Here is a 26,945-nt window from a genome sequence, read left to right as displayed (position 1 = left end):
TCCTCTGGCGGCGGCGCTTGGACCCGCCGAGGTAGTCACGCATCCGCTGCGAGGGAAGGCAACCCAGGATTTCGACATTCGCGGGTTCGTCGCCCTTTGGCGCCTCGACGAAGATGCCTTCGGCGTCAAGACAGGACCACAGATTTGCTCATCTGCGTCAATCAACAAAAATTTCGGCTGGAAATCATCCACATCCCTCACGCTCACCGGTAATCGGATGACGTTACTGTCACTGAAGATCAAAAAAAGCCCCGAACGATATTCGCTCGGGGCGTTTGTGCTGCTCAGCTGCTGTGGTCAGGGGCGGGGTCGAACCGCCGACCTTCCGCTTTTCAGGCGGACGCTCGTACCGACTGAGCTACCTGACCTCGGTGGTGGATCGAACACCTACCAGAGCGGTCCTGACGGGACTTGAACCCGCGACCTCCACCTTGACAGGGTGGCGAGCACTCCAAACTGCTCTACAGGACCTTGCTTCCGGGGTTTTTGTCCCGGTCTTTCTTGCCTTGCTTAGCTTACCAGTTTTCCGGAGGTCTTCGACCTGCCGTTTCCCTGGCGAGCCTTCGCTCGGCCGTGCCCCCAACGGGATTCGAACCCGTGTCGCCGCCTTGAAAGGGCGGTGTCCTAGGCCACTAGACGATGGGGGCTCGAGACTCTCATCTCGTTCCGTCGCCGTCTTCCGCTGGAGACCTCTGAAGCATAGGGGACTTTTGCCCCTGATGCCAAAGCGGTTTGCGGCCTACGGCGTCGGTGTGACGGTGATCGACCCCGTTGGAGACGGGGCGATCGTCGGCACAGGAGAAATTGTACGGCCAGGGTCGGTCTCAACGTGACGCTGGATCTGAACCGACTGCTCACCGAGCCCTCCCAGGGTGATGTCGTCCCAGGCCCGCAGGCGATGCGTGTTGGCGTCGAAGTACAGAACGGAGGCCGCGACGGGGGTGGGTTCGTCGTGTTCGAGGGCCCGCAGACCCGCTCCGCCCGTGGACCCCTGGACCAGGAGGCGGGTGCCCGAGGGCAGCAACTCGGTGGATCTCTCGTGGGAGTGACCGGTGAGGACCATCGGGACCACGCCGGAGAACCCCTTGGCGATCGTCGGGTCGTGGACGGCGACCAGATCGACCTGCTTGGGCAGCTTCGCCAGCTCGGCGGCGCGCGAGCGGCCGAGGGCGCCGAGCGATTCGAGGTTGGAGTCGACGGGGACGGACTTGTCCGGGGTGAACCGGGGGTCGCCCATGCCGTAGATGCGTAGTCCCGCCACGGTCTTGGTCTCGTTGTCGAGGACGACCGCGCCCTTCTGCCTGGCCACGGCCCGCTGGGTGGTCATGGAGTCGTGGTTGCCCCTGACGAAGACGTACGGGACGCCGAAGGTGCCGATCTCCTCGGTGAACCTGTCCTCGGGTCCGGTGCCGTGGTCGGTCAGGTCGCCGGTGTCGATGATCGCGTCGATCTTGAACTGGGTGGTGACCGAGCGGATGAGGTTCCAGGCGATGGGGCTGAGATGGATGTCGGAGACGTGCAGCACCCGGATGGAGGTGGGGTCGGCGTCGTAGACCGGCAGGGCGGAGACGACGTCGTAGAGCTGGGAGACGTTGTTGACGAGCTTGGCGAGCTGGACCCGGTAGGACTCGAACCTGGTCACGATCGACTCGGCGTCGCCGACGAGGGACGGCGCGCCGGCCAGCAGGCCGGTGTACTTGGGTTCCACCACGGAGTCGGGCCGGAAGGTCAGGGCGATGGCGGCGCCCGTACCGGCGATCGCGAGGGTGACGCCCATCAGGCCCGCCAGGGCCGGTCCCGGCCGGCGGAAGACGATCAGGGACGTGAGCAGGGCACCCACCAGGCCGCAGAGCGCGGCGCGCAGGATCAGCGTCCTGACGCCGGTACCCAGTTCCTCCTCCAGGAGCGCGGGGAGCCGGTCGGCGGAGAATCGCGGGTCGTCCAGGAATCCGCGGGCCCGGTCGGGGTTGATGTTCTCCAGGGTCACGCGAAGGCTGACCGGGGCGTCGTGGGTGTCGAACAGAAGTGTGCCGAAAGGGTGAGCGTCCACGACGGTCTCCCCCGCCCACGAGGGCTCCGCCGACATGCCGAGCTCCACCGGGCCGACGTTGGCCCGTACGGCCCCGCCCAGCATGATGCCGAGCCACGCGCCGGCCAGGGCGACGGCGGCGACGACCAGGCCACGGGCGATTCGCCCGGTGGCGACACGACGGGCTCCCTGGGTCCAATCAGCGAATTTCATGCGCCTCCATCTCTACCCGGGATCGCGGGGCAGAATGACGGGTGTGATCGAGATCTCGCGGGAGAAGTTCGAAGAGCTCGTGGCCGAGGCTCTGGACACCATTCCCCCCGAGCTGACGAAAGTCATGGACAACGTGGTGCTCGTCGTCGTCGACGATCCTCCCGAACCAGATCTTCTAGGTCTCTACACGGGTATCCCGCTCACCGAGCGGGGCGACTGGTACGCAGGAGTGCTACCCGACCGGATCGAGATCTACCGCAACCCGATCTGCTCCATCTGCGAGACCGAGGAGCAGGTCGTCGAGGAGGTGCAGATAACCGTCGTCCATGAGATCGCCCACCATTTCGGCATCGATGATGACCGGTTGCACGAGCTGGGCTGGTAAGTAACCCCGCACGGCATGTCAAAGACCTCCTTTCCGGAATGTCGCCGCTTATCATTACAGTTTGCATGCGCTTGATTGCTTTCGGTTGCGCAGCAGCCTTGCAGCAGGCACCGTAGGTTACACAGTGAACACCCACAGTCAGTGTGCCTGCGAGCTCAGCGGAGTCCTATGGCGGCGACCAAGTCCGGCCGACTACCCGGGCGGCATCGCCGTCCGGCGGAACGCCAAGCGACCTACGGCGAGGTCATCGCCATCAGGGAGTTCCGCGCGCTCTGGCTCGGCCAGGGGCTTTCCCTCCTCGGCGACCAGCTCTCACGGGTGGCGCTGTCCGTCCTGGTCTTCGAACGGACGGACTCGCCCCTGGCGACGGCGTCGGTCTATGCCCTGACCTACCTGCCGCCGATCATCGGCGGACCGCTTCTCGCGGGGCTCGCCGACCGTCACGCCCGACGGCGCATCATGATCGCCTGCGACCTGCTCCGGGCCATCCTGGTCGCGCTCATGGCGATTCCCGGGGTCTCGTTCGCCGCACTGTGCGTGCTGGTCTTCTGCGTCGTGCTGCTCAGCGCGCCGTTCTCCGCGGCGCGGGCGGCCCTGCTGCCGGAGTTGCTGGAGGGCGACCGCTACGTGGCGGGTTCCGCCCTGCAGAACATGACCAACCAGGGCGCGCAGATGCTGGGCTTCGCCGTCGGAGGCTTCCTGATCATGGGAATGGGGCCGTACCGCGCGCTGGCGCTGGACGCGGCCACCTTCCTGGCCTCCGCGCTCATCATCGTCTCGGGGGTACGGCGGCGTCCCGCCCCCATCCCCGCCGACGAGAACCGGCCCTCGATGTGGACCATGACCCGCGCCGGTGCCAGGCTGGTCTTCGGCGACCCCCGGCTGCGCACGCTGGTGCTCTTCGCCTGGCTCTGTGGCTTCTACGTGCTGCCCGAGGGGATCGCGACCCCGTACGCCGACGAGCTGACCGGGAATCCCCAGGAGCTCTCACTGGTCACCGGCCTGCTGATGGGCGCCATGCCCACCGGCACCGTCGTCGGCGCGTTCCTGTACAGCCGCTACGTCAGCCCATCGAACCGGTTACGGTCGATGGGCTGGATGGCGATGCTGACCTGCGCGCCGCTGATCCTGTGCGCCGCGCAGCCACCGCTTCCTGTGGTGCTGCTGTTGTGGTTCGTCTCCGGCCTGGGCGGGGCCTACCAGCTCGCGGCCAACGCCGCCTTCGTGCAGTGCGTCCCCGCCGAGCAGCGGGGACAGGCCTTCGGCCTGGTCCAGTCGGGTCTGCTGGCCTCCCAGGGCATCGGCATCCTGGTCGGCGGGGCCGTGGCCGACCGGCTGGGCCCCGAGACGGTGGTCGCACTGGCCGGCGCGACCGGTCTTGCCCTGGCGGCCGCGCTGGCCGTGCTCTGGAGGGGTTCCCGCAGGGAGATCATCGAGAGGGTTCGCGCGGAGGCGACCTCCTGACTCACACCTGGGGGCGGGTGTCGTCGTCCTGCCGCGGCGCCGTGCCGTACGGGGCCTGGGGAGCGACGGGCGGGGCGGGCGGGAAGGGGGTCTCGTGGGTGGGGTACTCCGGAGCCGGCTGGTGCGGCGCGCGGTGCTTGTTGGTGGCCTTGGCCCAGCCCTGCTCGGCCTTGGCCCTGGCGTCCACCCAGATCGGGTTGTCCTTGTTCTTGTCGATCACGTCCTGCAGGACCGACCTGTCCTTGTTCTCGTCGGGCAGGAGTACCCAGCCGACCGCGTAGACCGCCACACCGAGGCCACCGAAGAAGGTGGCGATGGCGAGGGCGGCGCGGATGATGTTGGGGTCCACCCCGATGTAGCGTCCGAGACCGGAGGCCACACCCGCGATGATGCGCCCGTCCCTGGTCCTCTGGAGCTTCTTGACGCCGGTGAAGTCGTTTTCGTTCATATCCTCAGACTGCCCGAGAGGGGACCTTCCTCACATCGGGATTCCCCCTGGCACGACCCTGACATACACCCCGCCCCTGTCCGAACACGACCCTGACCCCCGTCCCCACCGCACCGGTAATACCCTGACAGGGCCGAAGAGAGAGGGAATCTCATGGACGATCTCCTGCGCATCGACGACACGCTCTCCGAGGAGCAGCGCCTCATCCGCGACACCGTGCGGGACCTCGTCGCGGACCGGATCCTTCCCCACGTCGGCGACTGGTTCGAGAGGGCCGTCTTCCCCGCCCGCGAGCTCGCCCCGGCACTCGGCTCGCTCGGCGTGCTGGGCATGCACCTGGAGGGGTACGGCTGCGCGGGCCTCGACTCCGTCTCGTACGGCGTGGCCTGCCGCGAGCTGGAGGCGGGAGACTCCGGGCTGCGGTCGTTCGTGTCCGTGCAGGGCTCGCTCGCGATGTTCCCGATCTGGAAGTACGGCTCCGCGGAGCAGAAGGACGAGTGGCTCCCCCGGATGGCCGCGGGCGAGGCGATCGGCTGCTTCGGGCTGACCGAGCCCGACCAGGGCTCCGACCCGGCGGGCATGCGCACCCACGCCAAGCAGGACCCCTCGGGCGACTGGATCCTCAACGGCTCCAAGATGTGGATCACCAACGGCTCCATCGCCGACGTCGCCGTGGTCTGGGCGCAGACCGAGGACGGCGTCCGCGGCTTCGTGGTGCCCACGGCCACCCCGGGCTTCACCGCCCCGGAGATCCACCGGAAGATGTCCCTGCGGGCCTCGGTGACCTCGTCGCTGTACTTCGACGACGTCCGGCTGCCCGCCTCCGCCGTACTGCCCGAGGTGCGCGGCCTGAAGGGCCCGCTGTCGTGCCTGTCGGAGGCCCGTTTCGGCATCGTGTGGGGTGTGGTGGGCGCCGCCCGCGCCTGCCTGGAGTCGGCCGTCGACTACTCCACCTCCCGCGTCCAGTTCGGCAGGCCCATCGGCGGCTTCCAGCTGACCCAGGAGAAACTCGCCTGGATGTACGTCGGCCTGGGACAGTCGCAGCTCACCGCCCTCCACCTGGGCCGCCTCAAGGACGCGGGAACCCTCACCCCGCGCCAGATCAGCTTCGGCAAGCTCGCCAACGTCCGCGCCGCCCTGGACATCGCCCGCCAGGCACGCTCCGTCCTGGGCGGCAACGGCATCACGCTGGAGTATCCGGTGATCCGGCACATGAACAACCTGGAGAGCGTCCTGACGTACGAGGGGACCGAGGAGATCCACACGCTCGTGCTCGGCGAGGCCCTGACCGGCATCCCCGCCTACCGCTGATCTCCCGCCTACCGGCGGCGAGGGTGCCGCTGGGGCAGCCCGGAGGGACGCCATTCGGGGGCGCGGGCGGCCCTGTCGAGCTCCTCCTCCCAGGAGACGCCCGTACGCAGGTAGAAGCGGAGCAGCTCGGCGCCGGCGCGGGCGTCGGCCAGCGCGGCGTGCGCGCCGAGGAGCGGGATGCCGGCGCGCTCGCAGCACGCGGCGAGCGTCCACCTGCCGTCGGGGAGGAAGGCGGGCGCCAGCCGCTGCGTGCACAGGGTCTCGGTCACCCACTCGCTGCCGGGGAGACTCCGCAGGAAGCGCAGGTCGAAGGAGGCGTTGTGGGCCACCAGGACCCGGCCGGCGACCCGCCGCCAGATGTCGTCCAGCAGTTCCTCGATCACCGGAGCGCCCTGGACCATCGCGCTGGTGATGCCGTGGACGTGGACGGCCCCGGTGCCGCGCCGGGGGTCGACCAGCGAGTGCCACTCGTCGATGATCTCGCCCCGCGCGTCCAGCGAGACGAGCGCGATCTCGCAGATCCGGTCGCCCCTCGACGGGGAGAAACCTGTGGTCTCCACGTCGACCACGACATACCCTGGGCGCGTGGAGACGGGAGAGGTGAAGGCGGGCTCAAGCCCCGAGCTCGTCATGCCTGTCACTCTAGGAGCCGTTCCCGCCCTCCACCGGCCGTTCCGCAAACAGATGACCATGAATGGGCCTGGCGACGGACGTTAGTGGACACTATCCTCGGTACGCTGTCACCTGCGGGGCGTTAGCTCAATGGTTAGAGCTGCGGACTTTTAATCCGTAGGTTCTGGGTTCGAGTCCCAGGCGCCCTACCCAAACGACCTGGGCAGACTCCCCATTTCCTGTTCGGGAAGTCTGCCCAGGGTTGCAATAAGGGTTGCAACGGTCGCCGTCAGGTTGCCGTCAGCCGTCCCACAGCGCCCGCCCCGTCCGGCCCGCCGCCTCGATCGCGAGTGTCTCCGTGATGTGGGTGTACCGCTTGGTCGTGGTGAGCTGGGAGTGTCCGAGGACCGCCTGAATCACTCGGATGTCCACCCCTTGTTCGAGCAGGAGCGTTGCGGCCGTGTGGCGCGCGTCGTGAACGCGGGCGTCCTTGTCGATCTCGGCGAGCTGCAGCAGCTGCTTCAAGGCGGCGGCGCGGCGCGCCGTCGCACTCCCGGCCCTCCGCCCGCCCGCCGTCCGGGCGTGCGGCCCAGGGGCCGGTCCCGGACGGCGCGGGACACCGAGCCGGGCGCCGCACATGCCGCGCCGTACTGACCGAACGCACCGACCAGGGTTGCCACGCCGCCGCTCAGATGCAGCCCTTACGATCGCCACAGCGTGGCCGGCCGCCGTACGTGCTTGGGGCGATCGACGATCCAGGGTTCGTTCCTCGCCCTGGATCACCGGGTAACGTGGCTGATCGACGAGCCTGTCCCCTGGACTGGCGGATTGCAGGATGACGAACCATGGGCAGGAGGCGCTACGTCGCCAGAGGCGTTCCCGGCGGCTACCGGATCTGGGACAACAAGGCGCGTCGCTGGTGGGGCGACCTCTACGAGTTATGCCCCGACGACTTGCTCAACGAGCTGAACGGCGCGCGTGACTACGACAAAATCACGGCCCTCCTCAAGCGTTACCGAGCCATGAAGCGGTAGGCGGCGCTCCACGCCAGGTGAACGTTCTGCTCGATGCCGGCTGGCAAGCGCTGACAGCGACGGCATGATCAGCCAGCGGGAGCGAACCACTGATGAGAACCTGCGCGACGTAGTGATCCGGGTCCAGGCCACCTGACCGGGGCTGCTACCCGAACGAGCCGTCCTCGCGGCCGACGAACCGCACGCAGCCGTCGTGCTCGAACCGCACCCGCCCGTCGAACGACGAGGCGGGGTTGGTGCAGGCCCCGTAGTCCAAGCCGAGCTGACCGCTCAACGCGATCCAGAAACTGCATCCTCCGCACTGGGCGTAGTACCACTCCTCCAGGTACTGTGGCCAGGGCCTATACCAAAGATCTTGTGAAAAGATCTCGGGATGCTGCGATTCACCGATTTCATCATCGACTGCCCGGACACGATGAAGCTGGCGACCTTCTACTCCGAGGTGACTGGCCGCCCCGTCAAGGAAGACAGCCACGAGAACTGGGCCAGCATCACGTTCGGCGAGGTCGAGCTGGCCTTCATCCGGGTGGACGACTACCGCGCTCCGCAATGGCCCGACAGTGAGCACCCCAAGCAGTTCCACCTCGACTTCGAAGTGGACGACATCGAGTCCGAGCAGCGTCGCGTCCTCGACCTCGGCGCGACGCTGCAGCAGGACTTCATCGGCCCCGAGGGCTACGGCTGGCGGGTCTACACCGACCCGATCGGCCACCCCTTCTGCCTGTGCCGCAACAAGGGCGTCATCTGGACCGACCAGGGCCTGATCTGGTCCTAGCCATGGGTCACCCACCGCTCCCGTACAGGTCGCGATCGCGCTGTGGCCGATCAGCGAAGCGGTTGACGGCGATCGAAGGGCCGGGCTTCCTCTGTCAGCCCGGCCCGCCGCCTCGATCGCGAGCGTCTCGGTGATGTGGGTGTACGGCTTGGTCGTGGTGAGCTGGGAGTGTCCGAGGAATGCCTGGACAACCCGGATGTCCACCCCCTGTTCGAGCAGGAGCGTTGCGCCCGTGTGGCACGCGTCTCACCGCGTGCCGTACAAGGTGGTTCGAGGTTCTCCTCGGGGCCGACAGGAGCATGGGAAGAACGGGGCGATGACCGGACACAGGACTGGTGCGCATGCCCGGCACAAAAGACGAGCAAGGGGTGCCCTCTGAGGTCCCGCTTTGGCGAACCTCGGACTCGGTGTGCCCGCGATCATGTCGCTTGGACGGGTCGCGGAAACAGATACGGCCGCCGACTGGTTCGAGGCGTTACACTCTCGCGTCGAACATACCTCTTCATTATGGTTTCAGGATGAGGTCCGGAGCCGTCGCAGGCAGATGATGCCGAATGCCAGGCCGAGCATTGAGAAAGCCGATTCCAGCCTGCCTTGGTACAGCTCCGATAAATCTACCAGAATGGAAGATTTATGATCTACGACGTGATCGGAATGCTGTATCAGACCCTGCCCTTGACTCTCGGCGGATTGATATTCGTGGCGCTCTACCTGGGCCTACGTCGCACGCGACCGGGGTCTCGCCATCTGCTGTTACCGGCTGCGGCCTGGTTCTTGGCCGCCCTTGACCAGTGGTACATGAGCACCTACCAGCCGCAAATGAATATCCGTATCGACATGCTGCCCTTCCTGGCGCTGATAGCCGTCACCACACCAGTCGGCATTCTGTCGGCGGCCCTGGGCGAGCGTTCATCACGTTGATCCTGCCGGCGGCCTTGGGCAAGCGTTCACCGCATTGATCAACGGACGCCGCGCCGCCGTTTCGTGACAGCTCGGCAAAGGACTGACAAGACTCACTGCGATCCTCACGATCGCCATACGTGGCTGGGGGTCATCGACGGTCCGGGACTTCGTTCCCCGGCCCCTGCCTACCGAGCGACAGGGCGACGAAGACACAGACGTTTCCCGCGCCTGTCGCGTGCCCGCCGAGAGGGTGATGTTGCGTGCCCGCCAGGAGGGTGATCAAGAAGGACTCACGGGGAGACGCGGATATTCGGGGCACTCCCCCGCAGGTCAGCGCTTCCCAGCTCAGCACTCGACCTGGCCGGAGGCTTCCCCAGCTGACAGCTCAAGGACGGAACACCCCGGACCGGACAGATGTCGGTCTCCTCTGCGAAGATCATCGCAGGTTTGCCCCTTCAGGAAAGGCGTGTTGATGAGCGGTGCGGCGGCAGGGGAGTACGAATGGCTCTATCAAGAGTTCACCGATGGTGCCGGTGACACCTGGCTCTGTGCCAGCTTCGTGCAAGGCCTCACCCCTCGCGAAGTTCTGCACCGGATCGACGTCGTTCCTGGAACCGTCGGCGATTTCGGAGTCGAAGCTTACGCGGCCGACGGAGGAACAGTGCTGATCGACTATGGATGGGGCACGTCGGGGGGCACGGCGCCGGGGTTGCTGTCGTCGGGCACGACGATGGCCACGGTGTTCGCCAACATCAAGGGCGAAGATTTCAGCCTCCTCGTCGACGGGGATCTGATCACCGAGTTCAGTCTGTACGGTTACTCCTATCGCTCCGGAGAGGTCCCCGAACATCTTCTTCCCGACCTTCACGAACTGGGCCTCGACCGTGATGACTTCACCGAGAACGCCGTCCCCGCGGCTCTCGCCTTCGCCTCCCGTGCCACCGGCGTGCGTTTCTCACGGAGAAACCACGCCCGGGACGCCCTGATCGGCGCAAGCGACCATCTCCAATGACCTGCATCCACAACCGCTGCCGTGTTCTCCCCCTGTAGACGACCCAGCCTTGATCACGTGCCGGACGCGCGCCGATACCGAACGTTCTATCTGCTAAACTCCCGGCAATGGTGCAGAACACTCGAGGTCAGGTGTCCGAAGCGCGAGCGCGGCTGCTCGGGACTGCCACCCGGCTCTTCTACGCGGAAGGTCTCCACTCCGTGGGGATCGATCGGATCGTCGCGGAGGCGAAGGTGACCCGCGCGACGTTGTACCGGCATTTCCCCAGCAAGGACGAACTCGTCGTCGCGTATCTGCAAGGAGCCGACCAGGCCATCCGCGATCGGGTCGGCGAAGCCCTCGGCAGCGGCAGGCCGGCGGCCGACATCGTACGAACCATCGCCAGGTCGATCGCCGAGGACATCGAGTCGCCCGGATTTCGCGGCTGCGCCTTCCTCAACGCCGTGGCGGAGTATCCAGACCCCGGGCATCCCGTGCACAAGGCCGTCCTCGCGCACCGCCAGTGGTTCCTGCGCACCATCGTCGATTTGCTCGCGCAAACCGGAGAGACGCCGTCCGAGCCCGCGGGCCGGCATTTCGTCATGCTGCGAGACGGCGCGATGGCGGCGGGCTGCCTGTCCGACCCTGCGGCGGTCCGCGAGACGTTCATCCAGGGAATCGAGGGAATCCTGCGGTTCCGTGCCGGCTCCACGGCTCCTCGACCCGGGGCAGGAACCGTCTGAGCGCCACGGACCGTGGGGTCTCCTCTTCGCAACCGGCCTTTGAGGTCACCCCCAGCGTGCTCATGGGTGCGGGGGCGTACCCGGGCGAGATGACCGTCCGAAACAGTGAATCAACCCGTTCGGCTCCTCCCGTCACCGGGAACGGCACGCGGCCTCGCGCGAGAAGCCGCACGGCTCGGCACGGCTCACCGGATCACCGTTTGCGGGCCAGCAGTTGCACTGCTCGCGCTGGGTGGCCGTTCATCGTGACAGCGGAGATCCGGCGCTCTTCCACGAGATCGAACTCAGGCAGTCGCGTGCGGGGCGGGCGGGCCGCCCGCGAGCGGGTCCCCGGCCCCGGCGCCGGGGTCACATGTCGACGATCTCGCAGATGACGGCGCCGGAGGCGATGGTCTGGCCCGCGGTGACGCCGAGGTTGGTGATCATGCCTGGTTTGTGGGCGGTGATGGCCTGCTCCATTTTCATGGCCTCGATGACCACCACGAGGTCGCCGGTGTCGACCAGGTCCCCGTCGATCCTGGCGACCATCGCGACGGTGGCCTGCATGGAGCTGACCAGCGCGTCTCCCCCCGCCGGCGCCTGCCTGGCCATGCCGCCGCCGCGCCGCGGCGTCCTGGGCGCCGGAGCCTGTGCGGCGGAGCCGAAGCCCGCGGGCAGCACCACCTCCAGCCGCCTGCCGCCGACCTCGATGAGGACCTTCTCGCGAGGTCGCGCCACCTCGATGTCGCCGGTTCCGGAGTGGGGCGGGATGGTGTTGTCGAACTCGGTCTCGATCCAGCGGGTGTGGACGGTGAAGGGTTCGGAGGTGAACGCCGGGTCCGCCACGATCGCGCGGTGGAAGGGCAGCACGGTCGGCATCCCCTCGATCTCCAGCTCCGCCAGCGCCCGCCGCGACCTCTCCAGGGCCGCCGCGCGGCTCTGCCCGGTCACGATGAGCTTGGCCACGAGCGAGTCGAAGGTCTGCGGCACCGTCTTCCCGGCCTCGTAGCCCGCGTCGAGGCGGACTCCGGGGCCCGACGGGGTGCTCATGCGCGTGATCGTGCCGGGGGCGGGCAGGAAGTTGCGGCCGGCGTCCTCGGCGTTGATGCGGAACTCGATCGAGTGGCCGCGCACCGCCGGGTCGGTGTAGCCCAGCGGCTCCCCGTCGGCGATGCGGAACATCTCCCGCACCAGGTCGATGCCCGTCACCTCCTCGGAGACCGGGTGCTCGACCTGCAGGCGGGTGTTGACCTCCAGGAAGGAGATCGTGCCGTCCTGGCCCACCAGGAACTCGCACGTGCCGGCGCCGACGTAGCCCGCCTCCTTCAGGATCGCCTTGGAGCTGGTGTAGAGGATCTCGGTCTGCTCGGCGTCGAGGAACGGCGCGGGCGCCTCCTCCACCAGTTTCTGGTGGCGGCGCTGCAGCGAGCAGTCGCGGGTGGACACCACGACCACGGTGCCGTACCTGTCGGCCAGGCACTGGGTCTCCACGTGCCGGGGACGGTCCAGGTAGCGCTCGACGAAGCACTCGCCCCTGCCGAACGCGGTGACGGCCTCCCGGACCGCGCTGTCGTACAGGTCCAGGATCTCCTCGATCGTCCTGGCGACCTTCAGCCCGCGCCCGCCGCCGCCGTACGCGGCCTTGATCGCGATCGGCAGTCCGTGCTCGCGTGCGAAGGCGACGACCTCCGCCGCGCCCTGTACGGGCTCCCTGGTGCCCGCCACCAGTGGCGCGCCCACCCTGGCCGCGATGTGCCTGGCCTGGACCTTGTCGCCCAGTGCCGCGATCGCCTCGGGGGGCGGCCCGATCCAGGTGAGCCCCGCGTCGATGACGGCGCGGGCGAAGTCGGCGTTCTCAGCCAGGAAGCCGTAGCCGGGGTGGACCGCGTCGGCGCCGGACCGCGCGGCGATCCGCAGCAGCTTGGCGATGTTCAGGTACGTCTCCGACGGCGACTGACCGGTCAGCGCGTACGCCTCGTCCGCCATCCTGACGTGGAGCGCGTCCAGATCCTGCTCGGCGTAGACCGCCACGCTGCACAGCCCGGCATCCCTGCAGGCACGGGCCACCCTTACGGCGATCTCACCGCGATTGGCGATCAGGACCTTCCTCATCACGCGTTCCTCCGTGAACGTGGTGACCGACGACCTCGGGTGTGGCTCGGACTCCGCACCGCGCTCGGTCTCTGCGCCGTGCCCGGACTCCGTACTTCGCTCGTTCTCTGTGCTTCGCTCGTTCTCTGTGCTTCGCCCGGTTCCCTGGCCGCGCCCGGTCCCCGCCGCCGCTCAGACTCTGTACGGCGCGCGCTCCCTGTAGCGCGCCTGTTCCCTGTAGTGCGCCCGGTCCCGGTGCTGCACGCGGTCGGAGCGCGCCGATATGGCGATGGCGGTGAGGATCAGCCCTTCACTGGCCATCCAGCGGCCGCGGAACCCGGTCAGCGGGCGGCCGAACACGCTGGGCCCGTTCACCAGCAGGCGCGCGTAGAAGGTGCCGCGCAGCGGGTCGAACGTCACCGTCGCGCTCTCGAAGTCCAGCCAGCGTCTGGTCAGCGGGAACCACGCCTTGTAGACGGACTCCTTGGCGCTGAAGAGCAGGCGGTCCCAGGACGGGCCCGGGTGGTCCCGGTTCAGGGCCCGGATGGCCTCGCGCTCCTCGGGTTTGGAGATGGCCTCCAGCACCCCGCTGGCGATGCCCTTGTCGGGTTCCGCGTCGATGCCGATCGTGAGCCCCTCGCTGCTCGCGCCGACCACGGCCGCGCGGTAGCCCGTGCAGTGGGTGATGCTGCCGACGACGCCCTTGGGCCACTGGGGCTCGCCGCGCACGCCGGGCAGCACCTGCTGCGGGGGCAGGCCGAGCGCACCCATGGCCTTCCTGGCGCACATCCGGGCCGTCGCGAACTCCGCGCGCTTCTGCGCCACGGACCTGCTGATCACCTCTGCTTCCGCGGGAAAGAGCATGGCATCGGCGTGGTCCTCGAAGGTGTCGGCAGCCATCGCCCATGGGGGCAGAATGTTCGCGATCAAAGCCTCGGCGTTCACAATTTCACTGTAGGGAGGCCCTCAACGCAGGAGAATCGCCACGACGCCCTTCTGGGGTCGCGCAGAACTTGATCAGGGGGCGGACGGGGTCATCGTGTCGGTGTGATCAGCGAGGCGTCGATCGCCCGGTTGACGGCGTCGATGCGTGAGGCGGCCCCGAGCTTCACGAAGATGTTGCGCAGGTGGCGCTTGACCGTGGCCTCCGTGGTGTTCAGCCGGGAGGCGATCTGCCTGTTGCTGTACGCCTGGGCGACCAGTTCGAGCACCTCTCGCTCCTTGGTCGTCAGAACCTCGGTGCGCGCGGTCTCCATCTGGGCGAGGCTCTCCGGGGAGATGACCAGGATGAGGCGGTCGGGTTCGTAGTGCACGCTCCTGATCGCCGCGACGAGTTCGTAGCGGTGCACGGTCTTGAGCAGGTAGCCCCGGATGCCGGCGGACAGCAGTTGCCGCAGGAGATGCGGCCCGTCGTACATGCTCAGGATGATGATCTGGGTAGCCGGCGAGATCACGCGCGCCCGGGAGACGGTGTGCGTGACCGCGTCACCGGGGATCTCGACATCGAGCAGGAGCACGTCGGGGCGCTTCTGCGAGACCAGTTCCAGGGCGGTGAACGAGGTACCGGCCTCGCCCACGACCACCAGGTCCTCCTGCGCCTCCAGGATCTCTCGCACCCCCTCGCGGAACAGGGCGTGGTCGTCGACTATCGCTATTCGGATGGGGTGGTCACTCTTGATCATCGAAGGACCCCGGTAATGGCACGGCGAGATCGATTCGGGTGCCCCGTCCCACTTCGGTACTTATGGTGACCATGCCGCCGAGCAGGGCGGCGCGTTCCTGGATCGAGGCCAGCCCGAGACTGTGATGTGCGGGACGAGTGTTGACGTCGAAGCCGCAACCGTCGTCGATCACCGACGCCCGCAACTCGTGCGGCGCGATGTCGACCCTGATGTAGATGGCCGACGGCCGGCCGTGCCTGAGCGCGTTGCGTATCGCCTCGCTCAGGATCAGCAGGCACTCCTCGCTGATGGCCGGCGTCGCCCAGACCTCGTCACCGTTGACCACCAGCTCCGCCGTCATGTCCTCGACGCCGATGGCCTCGAGATGCGCGAGCAGCGCCTTCTCCAAACTCTGTATCGGTTCGAGGGGGTGGAGGTCGGAGGTCAGTTGCCGTAATCGCCACATGGCCTCCTGGATGGCCTCCTGCACCCGCTCCATCTTGACCACTGCCTGGGCGGGGTCGCTGGTGCGGTACATGACGCAGAGTTCGGCCTGCCGGTGGGCGACGCTGAGGCTCTGCCCGATGCGGTCGTGCAGTTCCCTGGCGATGCGCCCGCGCTCGGCCACGTGCGCCTCGTGCACCTTGCTGAGCAGGAAGCCCGCGTAACTGGTCGCGGCCTCCCGGATACGGAGCGAGACGGACTGCTCCAGCGTGGTGACCACGTTCCTGAGCAGGCGGTCAGTCTCGGAGTCGTCCTGGATCCACTTGCTCAGGATGGTGAAGGCCGCTCGGAAGAACACCGAGGCGGCCAGCAGGGACTCTTTCGGATGGACGCCTGTGGCTGCTCTGGTCAGGCCGATATCCCAGGACAGGAAGCGGAACGACTCGTCGGAGTGGGGAAGGCCGTTGTCCAGCGCGGCGGCGATATCGGTCAGGATCTGATTGGCGTTCGCCATGACCTGGGCTTTCGCCTGCTCGTCCTGGACGAGGACGCTGCCGACGACTTCCAGATCCTGTTCGTACTTGGCGAGGATATCCGCTCGGCACTCCTCGATAAGAGCAGCTGACGGACTCTGCGTGCGGGCTACTCCATCGTCGTCTTCCGCCATCCTGCCCCCTGCTTCCCTGCTGCCCCCTGCTGCGTTTCCGGGTTTTCCCCAGATGTTCACATCATGGTTCATGGATGGCGAGTAGGCAACCGACACCGGGTGAACAGGGCAGTCAAGCGGCAAAACCCGAGCCTAACTCAATTATCCCGGGCCCTTTACTGAATATCTCACAAATAGTCAGCATTTTTATATTGGAAGCAACTCGGCGGCGGCGAATGTGAGGCCGTCGCAATGCCGCGAAGCGCGAACCGCGCACCCGCGGCCGGGGCCGGGAGTGCGCAGTCCCTGATCAGCGGTCCCTGATCAGCGGTCCCTGATCAGCGGTCCCTGATCAGACGTGCGGCGTGACGACGGCGGTCGCCTGCTTGCCGCCCCGCCTGAGGGCGACCCCGACCGCCGACAGGGCCGCGCCCACGGCGGAGGTGTCCACGCCGACGCCCCAGACCGTCGCACCCCCGGCCCGATACTCGGCGTAGACCGCGGCTCCCGTGAGCGCGCCGCCGGCCGGGTCCACCTCTGCCGCGCGGTGCACGGTGCGTACGTCGATGCCCCAGGGGGCGAGCTTGGCGCCGATGGTCCTGGCGTCGTGCTCCCCCGCGCCGTCGAGGTGGAGTGTCGCGGCGACCCGCCCGCCGGCGATGTACGGCTCACCGACCGGGCCGTCGGAGGAGATGTACTCCTTCTCGAACAACTCCCAGACCTGTTCGGGCGAGAGCTCGCTGCCGAGTAGTTCCGCGCTCGACTGGACCACTGTCGCGAAGTCCTTCTGGAGCTCCTTCGGCAGCCGCATGCCGTACCAGGCGCTCATGATGTAGGCGACGCCGCTCTTGCCGGACTGGGTGGTGATCCGCACGATCGCCTCGTAGGTGCGTCCCACGTCCTTGGGATCGACCGGCAGGTACGGCATCTGCCACGGCTGCTCGTCGATGCTCCCGCCGGCCTCGACCGCGCCGCGCTCGAGGTCGTCGAAGCCCTTCTTGATCGCGTCCTGGTGGGAGCCGGAGAAGGACGTGTAGACCAGCTCGCCCCCGTAGGGGTGCCTGGGGTGCACGGGGATCTCGTTGCACCACTCGACGGTGTCGCGGATCCTGTCGATGTCGGAGAAGTCGATGCCGGGGTCGACGCCGTGGCTGAACATGTTCATCCCCAGGGTCACGAGGCAGACGTTGCCCGCCCGCTCGCCGTTGCCGAACAGGCAGCCCTCGATGCGCTGGGCGCCGGCCAGGAGGGCGAGCTCGGCGGAGGCGACCCCGGTCCCCCGGTCGTTGTGCGGGTGGATGGACAGGCAGACGTGCTCCCGGCGCGACAGGTTCCGGTCGAGCCATTCGATCTGGTCGGCGAAGACGGAGGGCAGTGAACGCTCCACGGTCGTGGGGAAGTTCAGGATTATCGGCCGGTCGGAAGCGGGCTCCCACGCGTCCATGACGGCTTCGCAGACCTCCAGGGAGAAGTCGGCCTCGGTCTCGTTGAACAACTCAGGGGAGTACTGGAACCGGAAATTGCCGCCACGGAGCTCTTTTTCGGCATATTTCTTCACGAGTTCCGTGCCCCGGACGGCCAGGTCCTTGCACTGCTCCCGGTCCATTCCGAACACCACGCGCCGGAACAGCGGGGCCGTCGCGTTGTAGAGGTGGAGCGTGGCCCTGGGCGCTCCCGACATGGAGCGGATGGTGCGCTCGATCAGTTCGTCGCGCGCCGGCACCAGAGCCGATATCCATACGTCGTCCGGGATCCGGTCCTCCTCGATGAGGAGGCGGACGAAGTCGTGGTCGTCCTGGCTCGCGACCGGGAATCCGATCTCGATCTCCTTGTAGCCGATGTCGACCAGAAGCTCGAACATCCGAAGCTTCCTCGCCGGGGACATCGGGTTGGCGAGCGACTGGTTACCGTCTCGGAGGTCGGTGGACAGCCAGCGCGGCGACGAACTAATCCGCCCGTCCGGCCACGTCCGATCGGGAAGAACGAGGGGAGTAAAATCGGAATAACGCTCCACAGGCCGGTTCGCGCCCATTCCCCAATCTCCTTCACTGAGATTATCCGACTGCCTCGGATGTTCACCATTACCAAATAGCCATTGAATTCCCCGGTCAAGACAAGTGGTCAGGAGTATTCCCCTCCCGCACCGAAGGATCATTTCGGGTATCGAAAGTTCGACCCGGTGCGCCCGTCCGACCGCTCCTGGGTGAAACATCGGATGTCTGCGCGGGGGTGCCGTGTGTGACACTAGGTCGAAACCTGGCGTCGATCTGCGACGACCCCTCTATCGGTAAGCGCTTGCCACGAATGCGTCCCGGGCGAGGGACACGACTGGAAACGATCACTCATCGATCTTCAGTTTGGCGGAAGGGCTGACAGTGATGACGACGAGCATCAGTTCCCCGACTGGGTTTCTCCCCCTCAGGCACACCGGGCTGTGCCTGGCCGAGGCCCGTCCCTCCGTGCAGTTCAACTTCCTGCTGCGCTTCCTCACCGGGGCGTCGCTGAGCTCCGCCGTCGCCGGCGAGGGCGACCTGGGCAGGACCGCGTGGGGCGCGCTGACATGGACGCTGGCCGTCTTCGCCGTCTATCTCTACAACGGCGTCACGGACGTGTGCGAGGACCGGCTCAACGGCTCGCGCCGGCCCATAGCGAGGGGCGAGCTACCGCCGGCCTTCGCCACCGCGGTCGCGGCCGGGGCCGCGGTCGCGGCCGTCGCGATCAGCGTGGCGCTGGGGCCGGTGAACGTGGGGATGGTCGCCTTCATGCTGGCCCTCGGCTACCTCTACTCCGGTCCGCCCTTCCACCTCAAGCGCAGGACCAGCGGAACGGTCGCGATCGGGCTGACGGCCAGCATCCTGACCTACTACGCCGGCGCCCACGCCTACGCGGGGGGAATCGACCTCGGGACGACGCAGCTGATCGTGTTCGTCCTCGCCGCCTCGCTCTGGACCGGTCTCGTGGGTACGACGACCAAGGACCTGCCCGACCTGGAGGGCGACGCGGCGGCCGGCCGCGTGACGTTCGCCGTCGTGCACGGCGAGCGTGCGCTGCGGCTGGCCGTCGTCGGCGTCTCGCTCGCCCTGCCCGCCGTCGTCGCCGGGGGGGTGCTGCTGCTGGGGGATCCGTCGCTGTACCCGCCGGCGGCCGCCATGTGCCTGGGCGGGCTGGCCGTCGCCCTGCTCTGCCGCGCCCCGATCCCGCCCGGGCCGCGCCGGCGGCGGCCGTACGCCGTCTTCATGGTCACCCAGTACGTGCTGCACGCCTGCGTGATCGTGCCGCAGGTGGTGCGTGACTGGCCGCTCCTGTGAGCGGCCGGTCACGCCGCTAGCGGCCGGCGGCCGGCCTGGCCGGGTGTGCCCCCTCGCGGGCGAGACCGGGAACGCGGCCGGGCTGGGCCGTCAGGTCCGGCGGCAGGTCCGAGCGCTGGGTGATGTTCAGCTTGCGGTACACGCGCGTCAGGTGCTGCTCGACGGTGCTCACCGTGATGAACAGCTTGGCGGCGATCTCACGGTTGGAGTAGCCCACCGTGGCCAGGCCGGCCACCCTGCGCTCGGCGTCGCTGAGGATGGCGACCACCCTGCTCGTCTCGCCGTCCCCGTCCTCCGCGCCGCCGTCGTCGGCGAGCGCCTGGCTCAGCGGGCGGGCACCGCACTCCTGGGCCAGGGCCCGCGCGCGGCTGGCGATGATGCCCGCCCTGCGGAACTCGCCCACGCCGTGGTAGGCCTCGGTGAGGTCGATCAGCGACCTGGCCAGCTCGTAGCGGTCTCCGCACGCCTGCAGATGCTCGGAGGCCTGGCGCAGGAACATCGGCCGGTGCCGTACCTCGCTGGTGGCGGCCAGTACCCGCAGCGCGACGCCGTCGGTGCGCTCCGAGCCGGCGCCCGACCGGCTCAGCTGCTCCTCGACCAGGTCGCGGGCCTCGTCGTGCCTGCCCAGCGCGATGAGGGCCTCGGCCACGTCCGTGCGCCAGGCGACGAACCCCGGGGCGTCCATCTTCCAGGCGGTCAGCAGCTCCCCGCAGAGCCGGAAGTCGCGCAGCGCCGCCACCGGGTTGTCGACGGCGAGCTGGTAGCGGCCGCGGGCCTGCAGGAACCGCACGCCGCACCTGGTCTGCAGCATCGCCTCCGGGAACGCCTGGTTGAGCTGGGCGAGCGCCTCGTCGTAGCGTCCCATCGCGGTGGCGGCCAGCATGAGGGTGGCCGCCGGTCCGCCCACGGCCACACCCCAGCTGCCCGGAGGAATGATCTCCAGGGCCAGGCGGGCGTACGACGCGGCCTCCTCGAGCTCTCCCTGGCGCAGCGAGATCTCCGCCCGGATCGCGGTGAGACGCGCCCGGCGGGCGGGCGAGCCCCCGGAACGCAGCTCCGCGATCAGCGCGTCGCACCGCGGCGCCGCCCGGTTGGACCGCCCGGCGTACACGAGGGCGAGCAGCGCGCTCTCCACCGTGTCCATGGACATCTCGTCCAGGTTGGAGCCGCGCAGGATCCGCTCGGCCGTGGCCACGATCCGGTCGTGGGGACCGCCGGTGAGCACGCCGACCAGCGCGTTGATCGACTCCAGGCGCCGGCTCACCTGGAACGGCAGCACCGCCTCGCTGATGTTCTTGCCCGCCCAGCTGTTCATGTGGGACAGGAGCGGCGGCGCGGAGCAGCGCAGCCACATCCTGGTGCTCACGCCCTCGGCGACCGTGTGCGGGTCGGTGTCGCCGAACTCCGCCGTACGCTCCAGGACGTCGCAGGCGACGTCCATCCTGCCGTGCCACAGCAGCGCCCTGGCCAGGATGATCGCGTCACTGCCGCGCAGGCTCCCGTTGTGCAGCGCGTCGGTGAGCTCCTCCATGTGGCTGATCGGCGCCTTCGGGTCGATACGCCACTCGGCGCGCATCAACATGGTCGCGATCGACGTGCGCTCCTGGTCGTCCAGGCGGCCGCGCAGGGCGAGCTTGAGATAGTCGACGGCCGACTCGACCTCGCCGTCGGTCAGCCTGCGGCGGGCCGCCGACCGCAGCACGGACACGGCCCAGGGCGTGTCGGCGTCGTCGGCCTTGCTCAGCTGCTCGGCGATCGCCAGGTCGGAGGCGCCCTCGCCGTTCAGCAGTTCGGCCGCGCGCCGGTGCATGTACTGGCGCTTGTCGGCTCCGAGGTCGGCCAGGACCGCCTCCTCGCCCGCCTCGTGGTGGAACCGGCCGTCCTTCAGCAACCCCGCCGTCTCCAACCAGCGGATCGACAGGGGCACCGACGGCGTGTCCGCGCGGGCCAGCCGGTGGACGAGCGCCGGATCGTCGATCGCCGCCGCCCACCTGGCCACGTCCAGCAGGGGCGGATCGACGCGGTGCAGGCAGGACAGCACGGCCTCGCCGTACCTTTCCGCCGGCGCTCCCGTGCCGTTCCTCGCGAAGTCCTCGAGCAGCCCGGCCACGAGGATCGGGTTGCCACCGCTGAGGTCGTGCCACTCCGGCGCCAGCCGCTCGGCCGTCTCGTGCCCCAGGTGCTCGCCCACCATGCTCAGCACGGCGCCGCGCGAGAGCGGATGCAGCCGGATGGCGGTGCAGTGCGGCTGTCTGATGATCTCGGTGGGGAAGAACCTGTCCGTCTGGTGGGGGTAGTCGGCGTGCCCGAACACCGTCATCACCGGCGACGATCTGGCCCGGCGCATGAAGTAGGACAGGCACATCTGCGAGGCGCGGTCGGAGTCGTGGACGTCGTCGACGACGATCACCAGCGGGAGCTGTTCCGCCAGCGACAGCAGCACCCCGCAGAGCCCCTCGACGACCTGGGTCTCCAGTTGCCCGCCGCCCTCGCGCAGAAGGTCCATCGCGCGCTCGCGCAGCCCCTCGCCCAGGGGTGCGTTGTGGAAGAGCTGTCCCAGCACGCCGAGCGGGAGGTCGCTCTCCCCCCTCGACGCCGTCGCCACGAGCGGGAGCGCCCCGCGGTCGTAGACCTGCTCGGCGAAGGCGTGCAGCAGCTCGCTCTTGCCGGTGGCGACCACTCCGGTCACCATCGCGACCCTGCTCCTCCCCTCGATCGTCTCGGTGAGCAGCCCCTGCAGGGAGGCCATCGCCGCGTCTCTCTCAAAGAACCCCATACCGAACACCCCTCACGAGAGTGAGAACGATTTCCCATGGTCCGCAGAACCGGTTCACGATTAATAAGCTACGCCGCCCCTTATAGACCCACAACGGGGTGACCCTTAATAGCATCCGGTCTACAACTTTCGATTCCCAGGTCGACCAAAAAAGCGCCGCGCCCGGATTTCAGGGGGCGCGGCGCACGGAATCGGGCGTCTGTTGTCCTTGATTATTCAGCGATCCTCGTCCTGGTCGTCCAGCGGTAGATCAGCCCCTGGCAGTCGCCTCCGAGGTGATAGTGCTCCTCGGTGCGCTCGAAATGCTCGTAGCCGCTCCGGTACTGGATCTTGACCTTTCCGTCGGCCCTGTCCAGCCGTCGGGACCGGGCAGTCTCCGGAAAGTCGGCGGGTCCGCCGAGGAGAAAGACGTTGACATCGTACGGGCCGTGGTCGGAAATTGTGCAATCCGCGTGAACCTCTCGTGTCGAGCCGGGGGCTATAGTCACTGGCACCTCCATGGATTGACCTTTACAACATATTAAAAAAACAGTTTTCCAGAAGGCACCCCCGACCGGCCCCTAGGACTAGGCGCTGTCGCGCGCGGTCCAGCGGAACGTCCTCAGGCACAGGAGCAGGCCGACGACGCACCACACGCCCAGCGCCAGGGCCACCATCGGGAGCTCCCAGGTGCCGGCCGGTTCCAGGACCACCGCCTGCTCGGGCAGGAACACCGACCGCATGCCCTGGGTCATCCACTTGAGCGGGAAGATCGACGCGAAGATCTGCAGGATCCACGGCACGTCGGAGAAAGGGATGTAGACACCGGAGCAGAACTGCACGATGAGGAAGGGCAGCGTGATCACCGCGTTGGCCCCGCGCGTGGACTTCGGCAGGCTGCCGATCGCGATGCCCAGGAAGGTGCAGGCCATGCCGCCGAGGAGGAGGACCCAGGTGAACGTCAGCCACTGGTGGACGGTGGTGGGCAGGTTGATGCCGAACATCAGCACCCCGACCGCGATCAGGAGGATGACCTCGGCGATCATGCACACCAGGACCTGGATGATCTTCCCGCCGAAGTAGGCCGTGCGCGGCATGGGCATGCCGTACAGCCTCTTGAGCGTCCCGTCGTGGCGCTCCAGCGTGATGTTGATGCCCAGGTTCTGGAAGGACGTGCCCATGATGCCGGCGCCGATCATGCCGGCGGTGAGGATCTGGGCACCCGTGACGCCGGGCAGTCCCTGCCTGCTGCTCGACATGGCGCCCAGCAGCATCAGCATGATCGCCGGGAGCGAGAAGATGACGATGAACTGGCTCTTCGTGCGGAAGAAGCCCTTGAGCTCCATCGCGCCGCGTTTGAGGGTCAGCCGGCCGGCGCTGGGCAGTCGCACCGCCTGCACCGGTCGGATGTCGGGTGGTTGCGTCGGTTGCATCGGCAACGTGGTTGTCACAACTGTTCTCCGATAAGGCCTAGGTAGGTGTCTTCGAGAGTCGGCCGCCTGACGGTCAGGTCGGGGATCTCCCCGTCGAACTGCGCGATGAGCTCCGCGACGACCTTCGTGGGCGTCGGGGTCTTCACGCGGCGTTCCCCGTCCGGGGTGGACCAGCTGACCGTCGCGTCCGCCTCGGCGCGGCCGGCCAGCGTGGCCGGCTCGCCGAACGCGACGACCCTGCCTCTCGCGATCACCCCCACCCGGTCGGCCAGCGCCTCGGCCTCGTCGAGATAGTGCGTGGTCAGCACGATGGTGGTGCCCTCGTCGGACAGCAGCGAGATCAGGCCCCAGAACTGGCGGCGGGCCTCGGGGTCGAATCCGGTGGTCGGCTCGTCCAGGAAGAGGAGCTCGGGGTTGCCCACGACGCCCAGGGCCACGTCGACCCTGCGCCGCTGGCCGCCGGAAAGGTGGCGGATGTGGGCGTCCGCCTTGCCGGACAGGCCCACCAGCTCGATCACCGAGTCAGGGTCGCGCGGGCGCGGGAAGTAGCTCGCGAAATGGTGCACCGTCTCGCGGACGGTGAACTCGGCGGCGTCGGTGGCCGACTGCAGCACGATTCCGAGCTTGGACCGCCACAGGCGGCCGGCCCGGCCCGGGTCCTCGCCGAGCACGCTGACCTCACCGCCGTCCCGGCGGCGGTGCCCTTCCAGAATCTCGACAGTGGTCGTCTTGCCGGCGCCGTTGGGGCCCAGGAGCGCGAAGACCTCACCCCGGGCGATGTCCAGGTCGATGCCGTCGACGGCGGATACGTCGCCGTATTTCTTACGCAGCTCACGTACACGTACTGCTGTGTCGCTCATGCTCCATAGGGTTCGAGATTGGCAGGATTTGCGATATTCATCCTTCGGAACCCCGTATCTACTCCCTTCGATACCCCTACGGCGATCCGCGCCTGCTCAACGGCCTGATTCGCCGCCTTCGCCGACGGAACCCCGACTGGGACGGCGAACCCCCATCAACCGTTCGGTGGATTACGAAGGCCCGGTGGAGCGGGGATTCTCGACACATGACAGTCATCGAGATCAACGGCCTGCAGAAGAGTTACGGGACACACAAGGCACTGGACGACGTCACCCTGACGGTCGAGCGAGGTGAGATCTTCGGCATCCTCGGCCCCAACGGAGCCGGCAAGACCACCGTGGTGGAGTGCGCGTCCGGGCTGCGCAGGCCCGACGGCGGCACCCTGCGCGTGCTCGGCATGGACCCGCAGACGCAGCGGCGCGAGCTGCTCCAGCGCATCGGCACCCAGTTGCAGGAAGCCGCCCTGCCCGACGCCATCAGGGTCGGCGAGGCGCTGAGGATGTACGCCTCCTTCTATGACAAGCCCGCCGACTGGAACGCCCTGATGGAGGAGTGGGGGCTGACCGAGAAGAAGCGTGCCCGCTTCTCGGGGCTGTCCGGTGGCTGGAAGCAGCGCCTTTTCATCGCGCTGGCCCTGATCGGCAACCCCGAGGTCGTCTTCCTCGACGAGCTGACCACCGGCCTGGACCCCTCCGCCCGCCGGATGACCTGGAACCTGATCCGCGCCATGCGCGACCGCGGCGTCACCGTCGTGCTGGTCACCCACTTCATGGACGAGGCGGACGCCCTCTGCGACCGCATCGCCGTCATCGACCAGGGGCGCGTCGTCCACCAGGGCAGCCCCGGCGAGCTCCTCAGCAGGGACTCCTCCGGCTCCCTCGACGACGCCTACTTCGCACTCATCGAGAGGACCGTGTAATGAAGGGTCTCGGCAACGTCATCGCGATCGAGCTCAAACTGGCCATGCGCGACCCGATGGCCGCCTTCTTCGCCGTGGCCTTCCCCCTGGTCATCCTGTGGATCAAGATGCGCAACGGCGGCTCGCTGCCCAGCGGGCTGCCCATCATCGAGGCCATCGTCCCGATGCTCAGCGTCTTCGTCATCGGCATGGCCTCCCTGGTCGTCCTGCCGGCCACGCTGGCCCAGTACCGCGAACGCCGCGTGCTCAAGCGGCTGCGCGCCACCCCGGCCGCCCCCACCATGATCTTCGGTGCCCAGTGGGTCGCGCACATGCTGCTGGCCGTGCTCGGCGGCCTCCTGCTCGCCGTCGTCGGCCTGGTCGCCTACGGCATGAGCGGGCCGGCCGACCCGGTCGGTCTCGTCCTCGCCTGGGTCCTCGGCGCCCTCAGCCTCGGCTCCATCGGGCTGCTCATCGGCGCCCTGGTGCCCAGCGGCCGCGCCGCCACGGTGATCGGGCTGGCCGCCTTCTTCCCCATGGTCTTCGTCTCCGGCGCCATGAGCGCCCGCGAGACGCTGCCGGAGTCGATGCGCTCCGTCGGCGACTTCACCCCCATGGCCCCCGCCGTCCAGGCCGTCCGCGCCGCGTGGGAGGGCCAGCCCGCGTCTCCGCTCACCCTGGCCGTGCTGGTCGCGATCACCATCGTCGCGGGCGGGTTCGCGCTGAAGGCGTTCCGCTGGTGACGACCATCGAGCCCAACGTCTCGCGATGGGACCGCGCCTGGCCGGCCCTGCCGTACCTCTTCATCCTGCTGCCCACCGTCTTCGCCCTGCTGCGGGACTGGCGGCCGGACGTGGTGGTCCTGGCGGTGTGCACCGGGGTCTGGCACTGGTTCATGGTCTCATCGCGATTCAGCCGGATCGAGCGGCCGGCGGTGGCGATCGTCTACTTCGTCGTGATGCTCGCCTTCATCGCGGCACTGATCAGGATCGACCCGGTGTTCACGGTGGCCGGCCCCGGCGCGTTCATCCAGGCCTTCACCCTGCTCCGAGGATGGACGGCCTACGTGGGGGTGGCCGCCACGGCCGCCGTCCTGGTCGGTGTCCGTCCCGAGTCCCGGCCGCCGGCGGAGCTGATCTTCTCCTTCCTGGTCGCCGTCCTGATCGCCTCGACCGTCGGCCTGTTCATCCAGACCATCTCGAAGCAGAACCAGCAGCGCAAGGTGATGATCGCGCAGCTGAAGGCGACCGGCACCAAGCTGGCCGCCATGGCGGAGGAGAACTCGAACCTGCAGGCACAGCTGCTGACCCGGGCCCGCGAGGCGGGCGTGCTCAGCGAGCGCCAGCGGATGGCCAGGGAGATCCACGACACGATCGCCCAGGGGCTGACCGCCATCCTCACCCAGCTCGAGGTCGCCGAGAACGTCATCGACGACGTGCCCGCCGCCCGCTCCAGGCTGAACACGGTACGCGCGCTGGCCAGGGACAGCCTCAACGAGGCTCGCCGGTCGGTGCTGGCGATGCGTCCCGCCCCGCTGGAGGAGGCCCAGCTCGCGACCGCTCTGGAGGACGTCGCGGCCACCTGGTCGCAGACGTCGGGCGTGCCGGTCCCGGTGTCGGTCACCGGCGACGCCAGGCCGCTGCACGCCGAGGTGGAGATGACCCTGCTGCGGGTGGCCCAGGAGGCGCTGGCCAACGTCGGCAAGCACGCCTCGGCCAGCAGGGTCGCCGTCACCCTGTCCTACATGGAGGATGTGGTGGTGCTCGACGTGCGCGACGACGGATCCGGGTTCGACCCCAAGACGGTGGAACCGTCCATCGCGGGTGGATTCGGGCTCGTCGCGATGCGTCAGCGCGTCACCCGGCTGGCCGGGGACTTCGAGATCGAGACCGCTCTCGGCCAGGGAACGGGTGTCTCTGCTACGGTGCCCGCCATCACCGCCGACTCCAGAAATGCGTGAG

25 protein-coding genes, 4 tRNA genes and 2 pseudogenes are annotated in these 26,945 nt (G+C 68.1%); 13 read left to right on the top strand and 18 right to left on the bottom strand.

Features of this window, described 5'->3' with window-relative positions:
• Positions 1 to 294: 294 nt before the first annotated feature.
• From AB0G15_RS33570 to AB0G15_RS33555, 4 genes are all read right to left on the bottom strand, one after another.
• Positions 295 to 368, bottom strand: a tRNA-Phe gene (locus tag AB0G15_RS33570).
• A 28-nt stretch (positions 369 to 396) separates the two neighbouring features.
• Positions 397 to 471, bottom strand: a tRNA-Asp gene (locus AB0G15_RS33565).
• 103 nt (positions 472 to 574) lie between these two features.
• Positions 575 to 647, bottom strand: a tRNA-Glu gene (locus tag AB0G15_RS33560).
• Positions 648 to 739: 92 nt separating this feature from the next.
• Positions 740 to 2,242: a metallophosphoesterase gene (locus tag AB0G15_RS33555; protein ID WP_362847653.1), complete on the bottom strand. Its 1,503-nt coding sequence runs from the start codon at positions 2,240 to 2,242 to the stop codon at positions 740 to 742.
• Positions 2,243 to 2,276: 34 nt separating this feature from the next.
• Here AB0G15_RS33555 and AB0G15_RS33550 point away from each other — a divergent pair, with 34 nt between their 5' ends.
• A complete protein-coding gene (locus AB0G15_RS33550; protein WP_362847650.1) occupies positions 2,277 to 2,627 on the top strand; it encodes a metallopeptidase family protein in 351 nt (116 codons plus the stop codon).
• A 168-nt stretch (positions 2,628 to 2,795) separates the two neighbouring features.
• Positions 2,796 to 4,091: an MFS transporter gene (locus tag AB0G15_RS33545; protein WP_362847647.1), complete on the top strand. Its 1,296-nt coding sequence runs from the start codon at positions 2,796 to 2,798 to the stop codon at positions 4,089 to 4,091.
• A gap of 1 nt (position 4,092) precedes the next feature.
• On the opposite strand, the gene AB0G15_RS33540 is transcribed toward AB0G15_RS33545, so the two are convergent.
• The gene (locus AB0G15_RS33540) at positions 4,093 to 4,539 is read right to left on the bottom strand and encodes a PspC domain-containing protein (protein WP_362847645.1); all 447 of its coding nucleotides are present in this window, start codon (positions 4,537 to 4,539) and stop codon (positions 4,093 to 4,095) included.
• 153 nt (positions 4,540 to 4,692) lie between these two features.
• On the opposite strand from AB0G15_RS33540, the gene AB0G15_RS33535 reads away from it, so the two are divergent.
• Positions 4,693 to 5,850, top strand: coding sequence for an acyl-CoA dehydrogenase family protein (locus AB0G15_RS33535; protein WP_362847641.1), 1,158 nt, complete (start codon positions 4,693 to 4,695; stop codon positions 5,848 to 5,850).
• A gap of 8 nt (positions 5,851 to 5,858) precedes the next feature.
• Here the strand turns inward: AB0G15_RS33535 and AB0G15_RS33530 are convergent, their stop codons facing one another.
• Positions 5,859 to 6,482, bottom strand: coding sequence for a 3'-5' exonuclease (locus AB0G15_RS33530; RefSeq protein ID WP_362695556.1), 624 nt, complete (start codon positions 6,480 to 6,482; stop codon positions 5,859 to 5,861).
• A 116-nt stretch (positions 6,483 to 6,598) separates the two neighbouring features.
• Between AB0G15_RS33530 and AB0G15_RS33525 the strand changes: the two genes are divergently transcribed.
• Positions 6,599 to 6,671: transfer RNA gene (locus AB0G15_RS33525), tRNA-Lys, on the top strand.
• A 91-nt stretch (positions 6,672 to 6,762) separates the two neighbouring features.
• Here the strand turns inward: AB0G15_RS33525 and AB0G15_RS33520 are convergent.
• The gene (locus AB0G15_RS33520; protein WP_362847638.1) at positions 6,763 to 6,987 is read right to left on the bottom strand and encodes a tyrosine-type recombinase/integrase; all 225 of its coding nucleotides are present in this window, start codon (positions 6,985 to 6,987) and stop codon (positions 6,763 to 6,765) included.
• A 320-nt stretch (positions 6,988 to 7,307) separates the two neighbouring features.
• Between AB0G15_RS33520 and AB0G15_RS33515 the strand changes: the two genes are divergently transcribed.
• A complete protein-coding gene (locus tag AB0G15_RS33515; RefSeq protein WP_362847631.1) occupies positions 7,308 to 7,496 on the top strand; it encodes a hypothetical protein in 189 nt (62 codons plus the stop codon).
• A 145-nt stretch (positions 7,497 to 7,641) separates the two neighbouring features.
• Here AB0G15_RS33515 and AB0G15_RS33510 read toward each other — a convergent pair.
• Positions 7,642 to 7,791: pseudogene (locus AB0G15_RS33510) on the bottom strand (DUF3027 domain-containing protein); the annotation flags it as partial.
• A 78-nt stretch (positions 7,792 to 7,869) separates the two neighbouring features.
• Here AB0G15_RS33510 and AB0G15_RS33505 point away from each other — a divergent pair.
• Entirely contained in the window at positions 7,870 to 8,271 is a 402-nt protein-coding gene (locus AB0G15_RS33505) for a VOC family protein (protein ID WP_362847627.1), read from the top strand.
• Between the two features lie 132 nt (positions 8,272 to 8,403).
• On the opposite strand, the pseudogene AB0G15_RS33500 reads toward AB0G15_RS33505, so the two are convergent.
• A pseudogene (locus AB0G15_RS33500) lies at positions 8,404 to 8,499 on the bottom strand (tyrosine-type recombinase/integrase); the annotation flags it as partial.
• A 405-nt stretch (positions 8,500 to 8,904) separates the two neighbouring features.
• Here AB0G15_RS33500 and AB0G15_RS33495 point away from each other — a divergent pair.
• From AB0G15_RS33495 to AB0G15_RS33485, 3 genes are all read left to right on the top strand, one after another.
• Positions 8,905 to 9,192, top strand: coding sequence for a hypothetical protein (locus tag AB0G15_RS33495; RefSeq protein ID WP_362847624.1), 288 nt, complete (start codon positions 8,905 to 8,907; stop codon positions 9,190 to 9,192).
• Positions 9,193 to 9,646: 454 nt separating this feature from the next.
• A complete protein-coding gene (locus AB0G15_RS33490) occupies positions 9,647 to 10,186 on the top strand; it encodes a DUF6461 domain-containing protein (RefSeq protein WP_362847622.1) in 540 nt (179 codons plus the stop codon).
• A gap of 107 nt (positions 10,187 to 10,293) precedes the next feature.
• Positions 10,294 to 10,908 (top strand): TetR/AcrR family transcriptional regulator, encoded by a 615-nt coding sequence (locus AB0G15_RS33485; RefSeq protein WP_362847620.1) that lies wholly within the window; start codon positions 10,294 to 10,296, stop codon positions 10,906 to 10,908.
• 348 nt (positions 10,909 to 11,256) lie between these two features.
• On the opposite strand, the gene AB0G15_RS33480 is transcribed toward AB0G15_RS33485, so the two are convergent.
• From AB0G15_RS33480 to AB0G15_RS33460, 5 genes are all read right to left on the bottom strand, one after another.
• Complete coding sequence (locus tag AB0G15_RS33480; RefSeq protein WP_362847617.1) at positions 11,257 to 12,999, bottom strand: biotin carboxylase N-terminal domain-containing protein; 1,743 nt, start codon at positions 12,997 to 12,999, stop codon at positions 11,257 to 11,259.
• A 171-nt stretch (positions 13,000 to 13,170) separates the two neighbouring features.
• The gene (locus AB0G15_RS33475; protein ID WP_362695514.1) at positions 13,171 to 13,923 is read right to left on the bottom strand and encodes a 4'-phosphopantetheinyl transferase superfamily protein; all 753 of its coding nucleotides are present in this window, start codon (positions 13,921 to 13,923) and stop codon (positions 13,171 to 13,173) included.
• An 89-nt stretch (positions 13,924 to 14,012) separates the two neighbouring features.
• Positions 14,013 to 14,660: a response regulator transcription factor gene (locus AB0G15_RS33470; protein ID WP_362695512.1), complete on the bottom strand. Its 648-nt coding sequence runs from the start codon at positions 14,658 to 14,660 to the stop codon at positions 14,013 to 14,015.
• Positions 14,647 to 15,750, bottom strand: coding sequence for a sensor histidine kinase (locus AB0G15_RS33465; protein WP_362847615.1), 1,104 nt, complete (start codon positions 15,748 to 15,750; stop codon positions 14,647 to 14,649). The genes AB0G15_RS33470 and AB0G15_RS33465 overlap by 14 nt, the downstream gene beginning before the upstream one ends.
• A 331-nt stretch (positions 15,751 to 16,081) precedes the next feature.
• Positions 16,082 to 17,761 (bottom strand): 2-isopropylmalate synthase, encoded by a 1,680-nt coding sequence (locus AB0G15_RS33460; RefSeq protein ID WP_362847613.1) that lies wholly within the window; start codon positions 17,759 to 17,761, stop codon positions 16,082 to 16,084.
• A 346-nt stretch (positions 17,762 to 18,107) separates the two neighbouring features.
• On the opposite strand from AB0G15_RS33460, the gene AB0G15_RS33455 reads away from it, so the two are divergent.
• Positions 18,108 to 19,037 (top strand): UbiA family prenyltransferase, encoded by a 930-nt coding sequence (locus tag AB0G15_RS33455; protein ID WP_362847611.1) that lies wholly within the window; start codon positions 18,108 to 18,110, stop codon positions 19,035 to 19,037.
• Positions 19,038 to 19,053: 16 nt separating this feature from the next.
• Here the strand turns inward: AB0G15_RS33455 and AB0G15_RS33450 are convergent, their stop codons facing one another.
• From AB0G15_RS33450 to AB0G15_RS33435, 4 genes are all read right to left on the bottom strand, one after another.
• Positions 19,054 to 21,813 carry an AAA family ATPase gene (locus tag AB0G15_RS33450; RefSeq protein WP_362847608.1) on the bottom strand — a complete coding sequence of 920 codons (2,760 nt, stop codon included), beginning with the start codon at positions 21,811 to 21,813 and terminating at the stop codon, positions 19,054 to 19,056.
• A gap of 212 nt (positions 21,814 to 22,025) precedes the next feature.
• A complete protein-coding gene (locus AB0G15_RS33445) occupies positions 22,026 to 22,313 on the bottom strand; it encodes a DUF5988 family protein (protein ID WP_362847606.1) in 288 nt (95 codons plus the stop codon).
• A gap of 66 nt (positions 22,314 to 22,379) precedes the next feature.
• Positions 22,380 to 23,183, bottom strand: a complete 804-nt coding sequence (locus tag AB0G15_RS33440) for an ABC transporter permease (RefSeq protein WP_362847603.1) — start codon at positions 23,181 to 23,183, stop codon at positions 22,380 to 22,382.
• Between the two features lie 56 nt (positions 23,184 to 23,239).
• Complete coding sequence (locus tag AB0G15_RS33435; protein WP_362847600.1) at positions 23,240 to 24,085, bottom strand: ABC transporter ATP-binding protein; 846 nt, start codon at positions 24,083 to 24,085, stop codon at positions 23,240 to 23,242.
• A gap of 206 nt (positions 24,086 to 24,291) precedes the next feature.
• On the opposite strand from AB0G15_RS33435, the gene AB0G15_RS33430 reads away from it, so the two are divergent.
• From AB0G15_RS33430 to AB0G15_RS33420, 3 genes are read left to right on the top strand one after another with little or no spacing between them, the layout of a single operon-like run.
• The gene (locus AB0G15_RS33430; RefSeq protein WP_362847597.1) at positions 24,292 to 25,005 is read left to right on the top strand and encodes an ABC transporter ATP-binding protein; all 714 of its coding nucleotides are present in this window, start codon (positions 24,292 to 24,294) and stop codon (positions 25,003 to 25,005) included.
• Entirely contained in the window at positions 25,005 to 25,727 is a 723-nt protein-coding gene (locus tag AB0G15_RS33425; RefSeq protein WP_362695496.1) for an ABC transporter permease, read from the top strand. Before AB0G15_RS33430 ends, AB0G15_RS33425 begins: the two co-directional genes overlap by 1 nt.
• Positions 25,724 to 26,944, top strand: coding sequence for a sensor histidine kinase (locus tag AB0G15_RS33420; protein ID WP_362847595.1), 1,221 nt, complete (start codon positions 25,724 to 25,726; stop codon positions 26,942 to 26,944). The genes AB0G15_RS33425 and AB0G15_RS33420 overlap by 4 nt, the downstream gene beginning before the upstream one ends.
• Position 26,945 lies beyond the last annotated feature (1 nt).

Origin of the sequence: Streptosporangium sp. NPDC023825 (assembly GCF_040639575.1) — a bacterium.
Lineage (GTDB): Bacteria > Actinomycetota > Actinomycetes > Streptosporangiales > Streptosporangiaceae > Streptosporangium.
Note: the sequence above shows the minus strand (reverse complement) of the source record. Positions and strands in the feature narration are given on the sequence as shown.

What these genes read in the sequence shown, in the direction of transcription:
- AB0G15_RS33540 (WP_362847645.1), bottom strand. Translation starts at nt 4,539, where the DNA reads ATGAACGAAAACGACTTCACCGGCGTCAAGAAGCTCCAGAGGACCAGG.
- AB0G15_RS33495 (WP_362847624.1), top strand. Translation starts at nt 8,905, where the DNA reads ATGATCTACGACGTGATCGGAATGCTGTATCAGACCCTGCCCTTGACT.
- AB0G15_RS33425 (WP_362695496.1), top strand. Translation starts at nt 25,005, where the DNA reads ATGAAGGGTCTCGGCAACGTCATCGCGATCGAGCTCAAACTGGCCATG.
- AB0G15_RS33550 (WP_362847650.1), top strand. Translation starts at nt 2,277, where the DNA reads ATGACGGGTGTGATCGAGATCTCGCGGGAGAAGTTCGAAGAGCTCGTG.
- AB0G15_RS33460 (WP_362847613.1), bottom strand. Translation starts at nt 17,761, where the DNA reads ATGGGCGCGAACCGGCCTGTGGAGCGTTATTCCGATTTTACTCCCCTC.
- AB0G15_RS33450 (WP_362847608.1), bottom strand. Translation starts at nt 21,813, where the DNA reads ATGGGGTTCTTTGAGAGAGACGCGGCGATGGCCTCCCTGCAGGGGCTG.
- AB0G15_RS33465 (WP_362847615.1), bottom strand. Translation starts at nt 15,750, where the DNA reads ATGGCGGAAGACGACGATGGAGTAGCCCGCACGCAGAGTCCGTCAGCT.
- AB0G15_RS33445 (WP_362847606.1), bottom strand. Translation starts at nt 22,313, where the DNA reads ATGGAGGTGCCAGTGACTATAGCCCCCGGCTCGACACGAGAGGTTCAC.
- AB0G15_RS33430 (WP_362847597.1), top strand. Translation starts at nt 24,292, where the DNA reads ATGACAGTCATCGAGATCAACGGCCTGCAGAAGAGTTACGGGACACAC.
- AB0G15_RS33480 (WP_362847617.1), bottom strand. Translation starts at nt 12,999, where the DNA reads ATGAGGAAGGTCCTGATCGCCAATCGCGGTGAGATCGCCGTAAGGGTG.
- AB0G15_RS33535 (WP_362847641.1), top strand. Translation starts at nt 4,693, where the DNA reads ATGGACGATCTCCTGCGCATCGACGACACGCTCTCCGAGGAGCAGCGC.
- AB0G15_RS33455 (WP_362847611.1), top strand. Translation starts at nt 18,108, where the DNA reads ATGACGACGAGCATCAGTTCCCCGACTGGGTTTCTCCCCCTCAGGCAC.
- AB0G15_RS33435 (WP_362847600.1), bottom strand. Translation starts at nt 24,085, where the DNA reads ATGAGCGACACAGCAGTACGTGTACGTGAGCTGCGTAAGAAATACGGC.
- AB0G15_RS33490 (WP_362847622.1), top strand. Translation starts at nt 9,647, where the DNA reads ATGAGCGGTGCGGCGGCAGGGGAGTACGAATGGCTCTATCAAGAGTTC.
- AB0G15_RS33470 (WP_362695512.1), bottom strand. Translation starts at nt 14,660, where the DNA reads ATGATCAAGAGTGACCACCCCATCCGAATAGCGATAGTCGACGACCAC.
- AB0G15_RS33555 (WP_362847653.1), bottom strand. Translation starts at nt 2,242, where the DNA reads ATGAAATTCGCTGATTGGACCCAGGGAGCCCGTCGTGTCGCCACCGGG.
- AB0G15_RS33485 (WP_362847620.1), top strand. Translation starts at nt 10,294, where the DNA reads ATGGTGCAGAACACTCGAGGTCAGGTGTCCGAAGCGCGAGCGCGGCTG.
- AB0G15_RS33515 (WP_362847631.1), top strand. Translation starts at nt 7,308, where the DNA reads ATGGGCAGGAGGCGCTACGTCGCCAGAGGCGTTCCCGGCGGCTACCGG.
- AB0G15_RS33505 (WP_362847627.1), top strand. Translation starts at nt 7,870, where the DNA reads ATGCTGCGATTCACCGATTTCATCATCGACTGCCCGGACACGATGAAG.
- AB0G15_RS33545 (WP_362847647.1), top strand. Translation starts at nt 2,796, where the DNA reads ATGGCGGCGACCAAGTCCGGCCGACTACCCGGGCGGCATCGCCGTCCG.
- AB0G15_RS33530 (WP_362695556.1), bottom strand. Translation starts at nt 6,482, where the DNA reads ATGACGAGCTCGGGGCTTGAGCCCGCCTTCACCTCTCCCGTCTCCACG.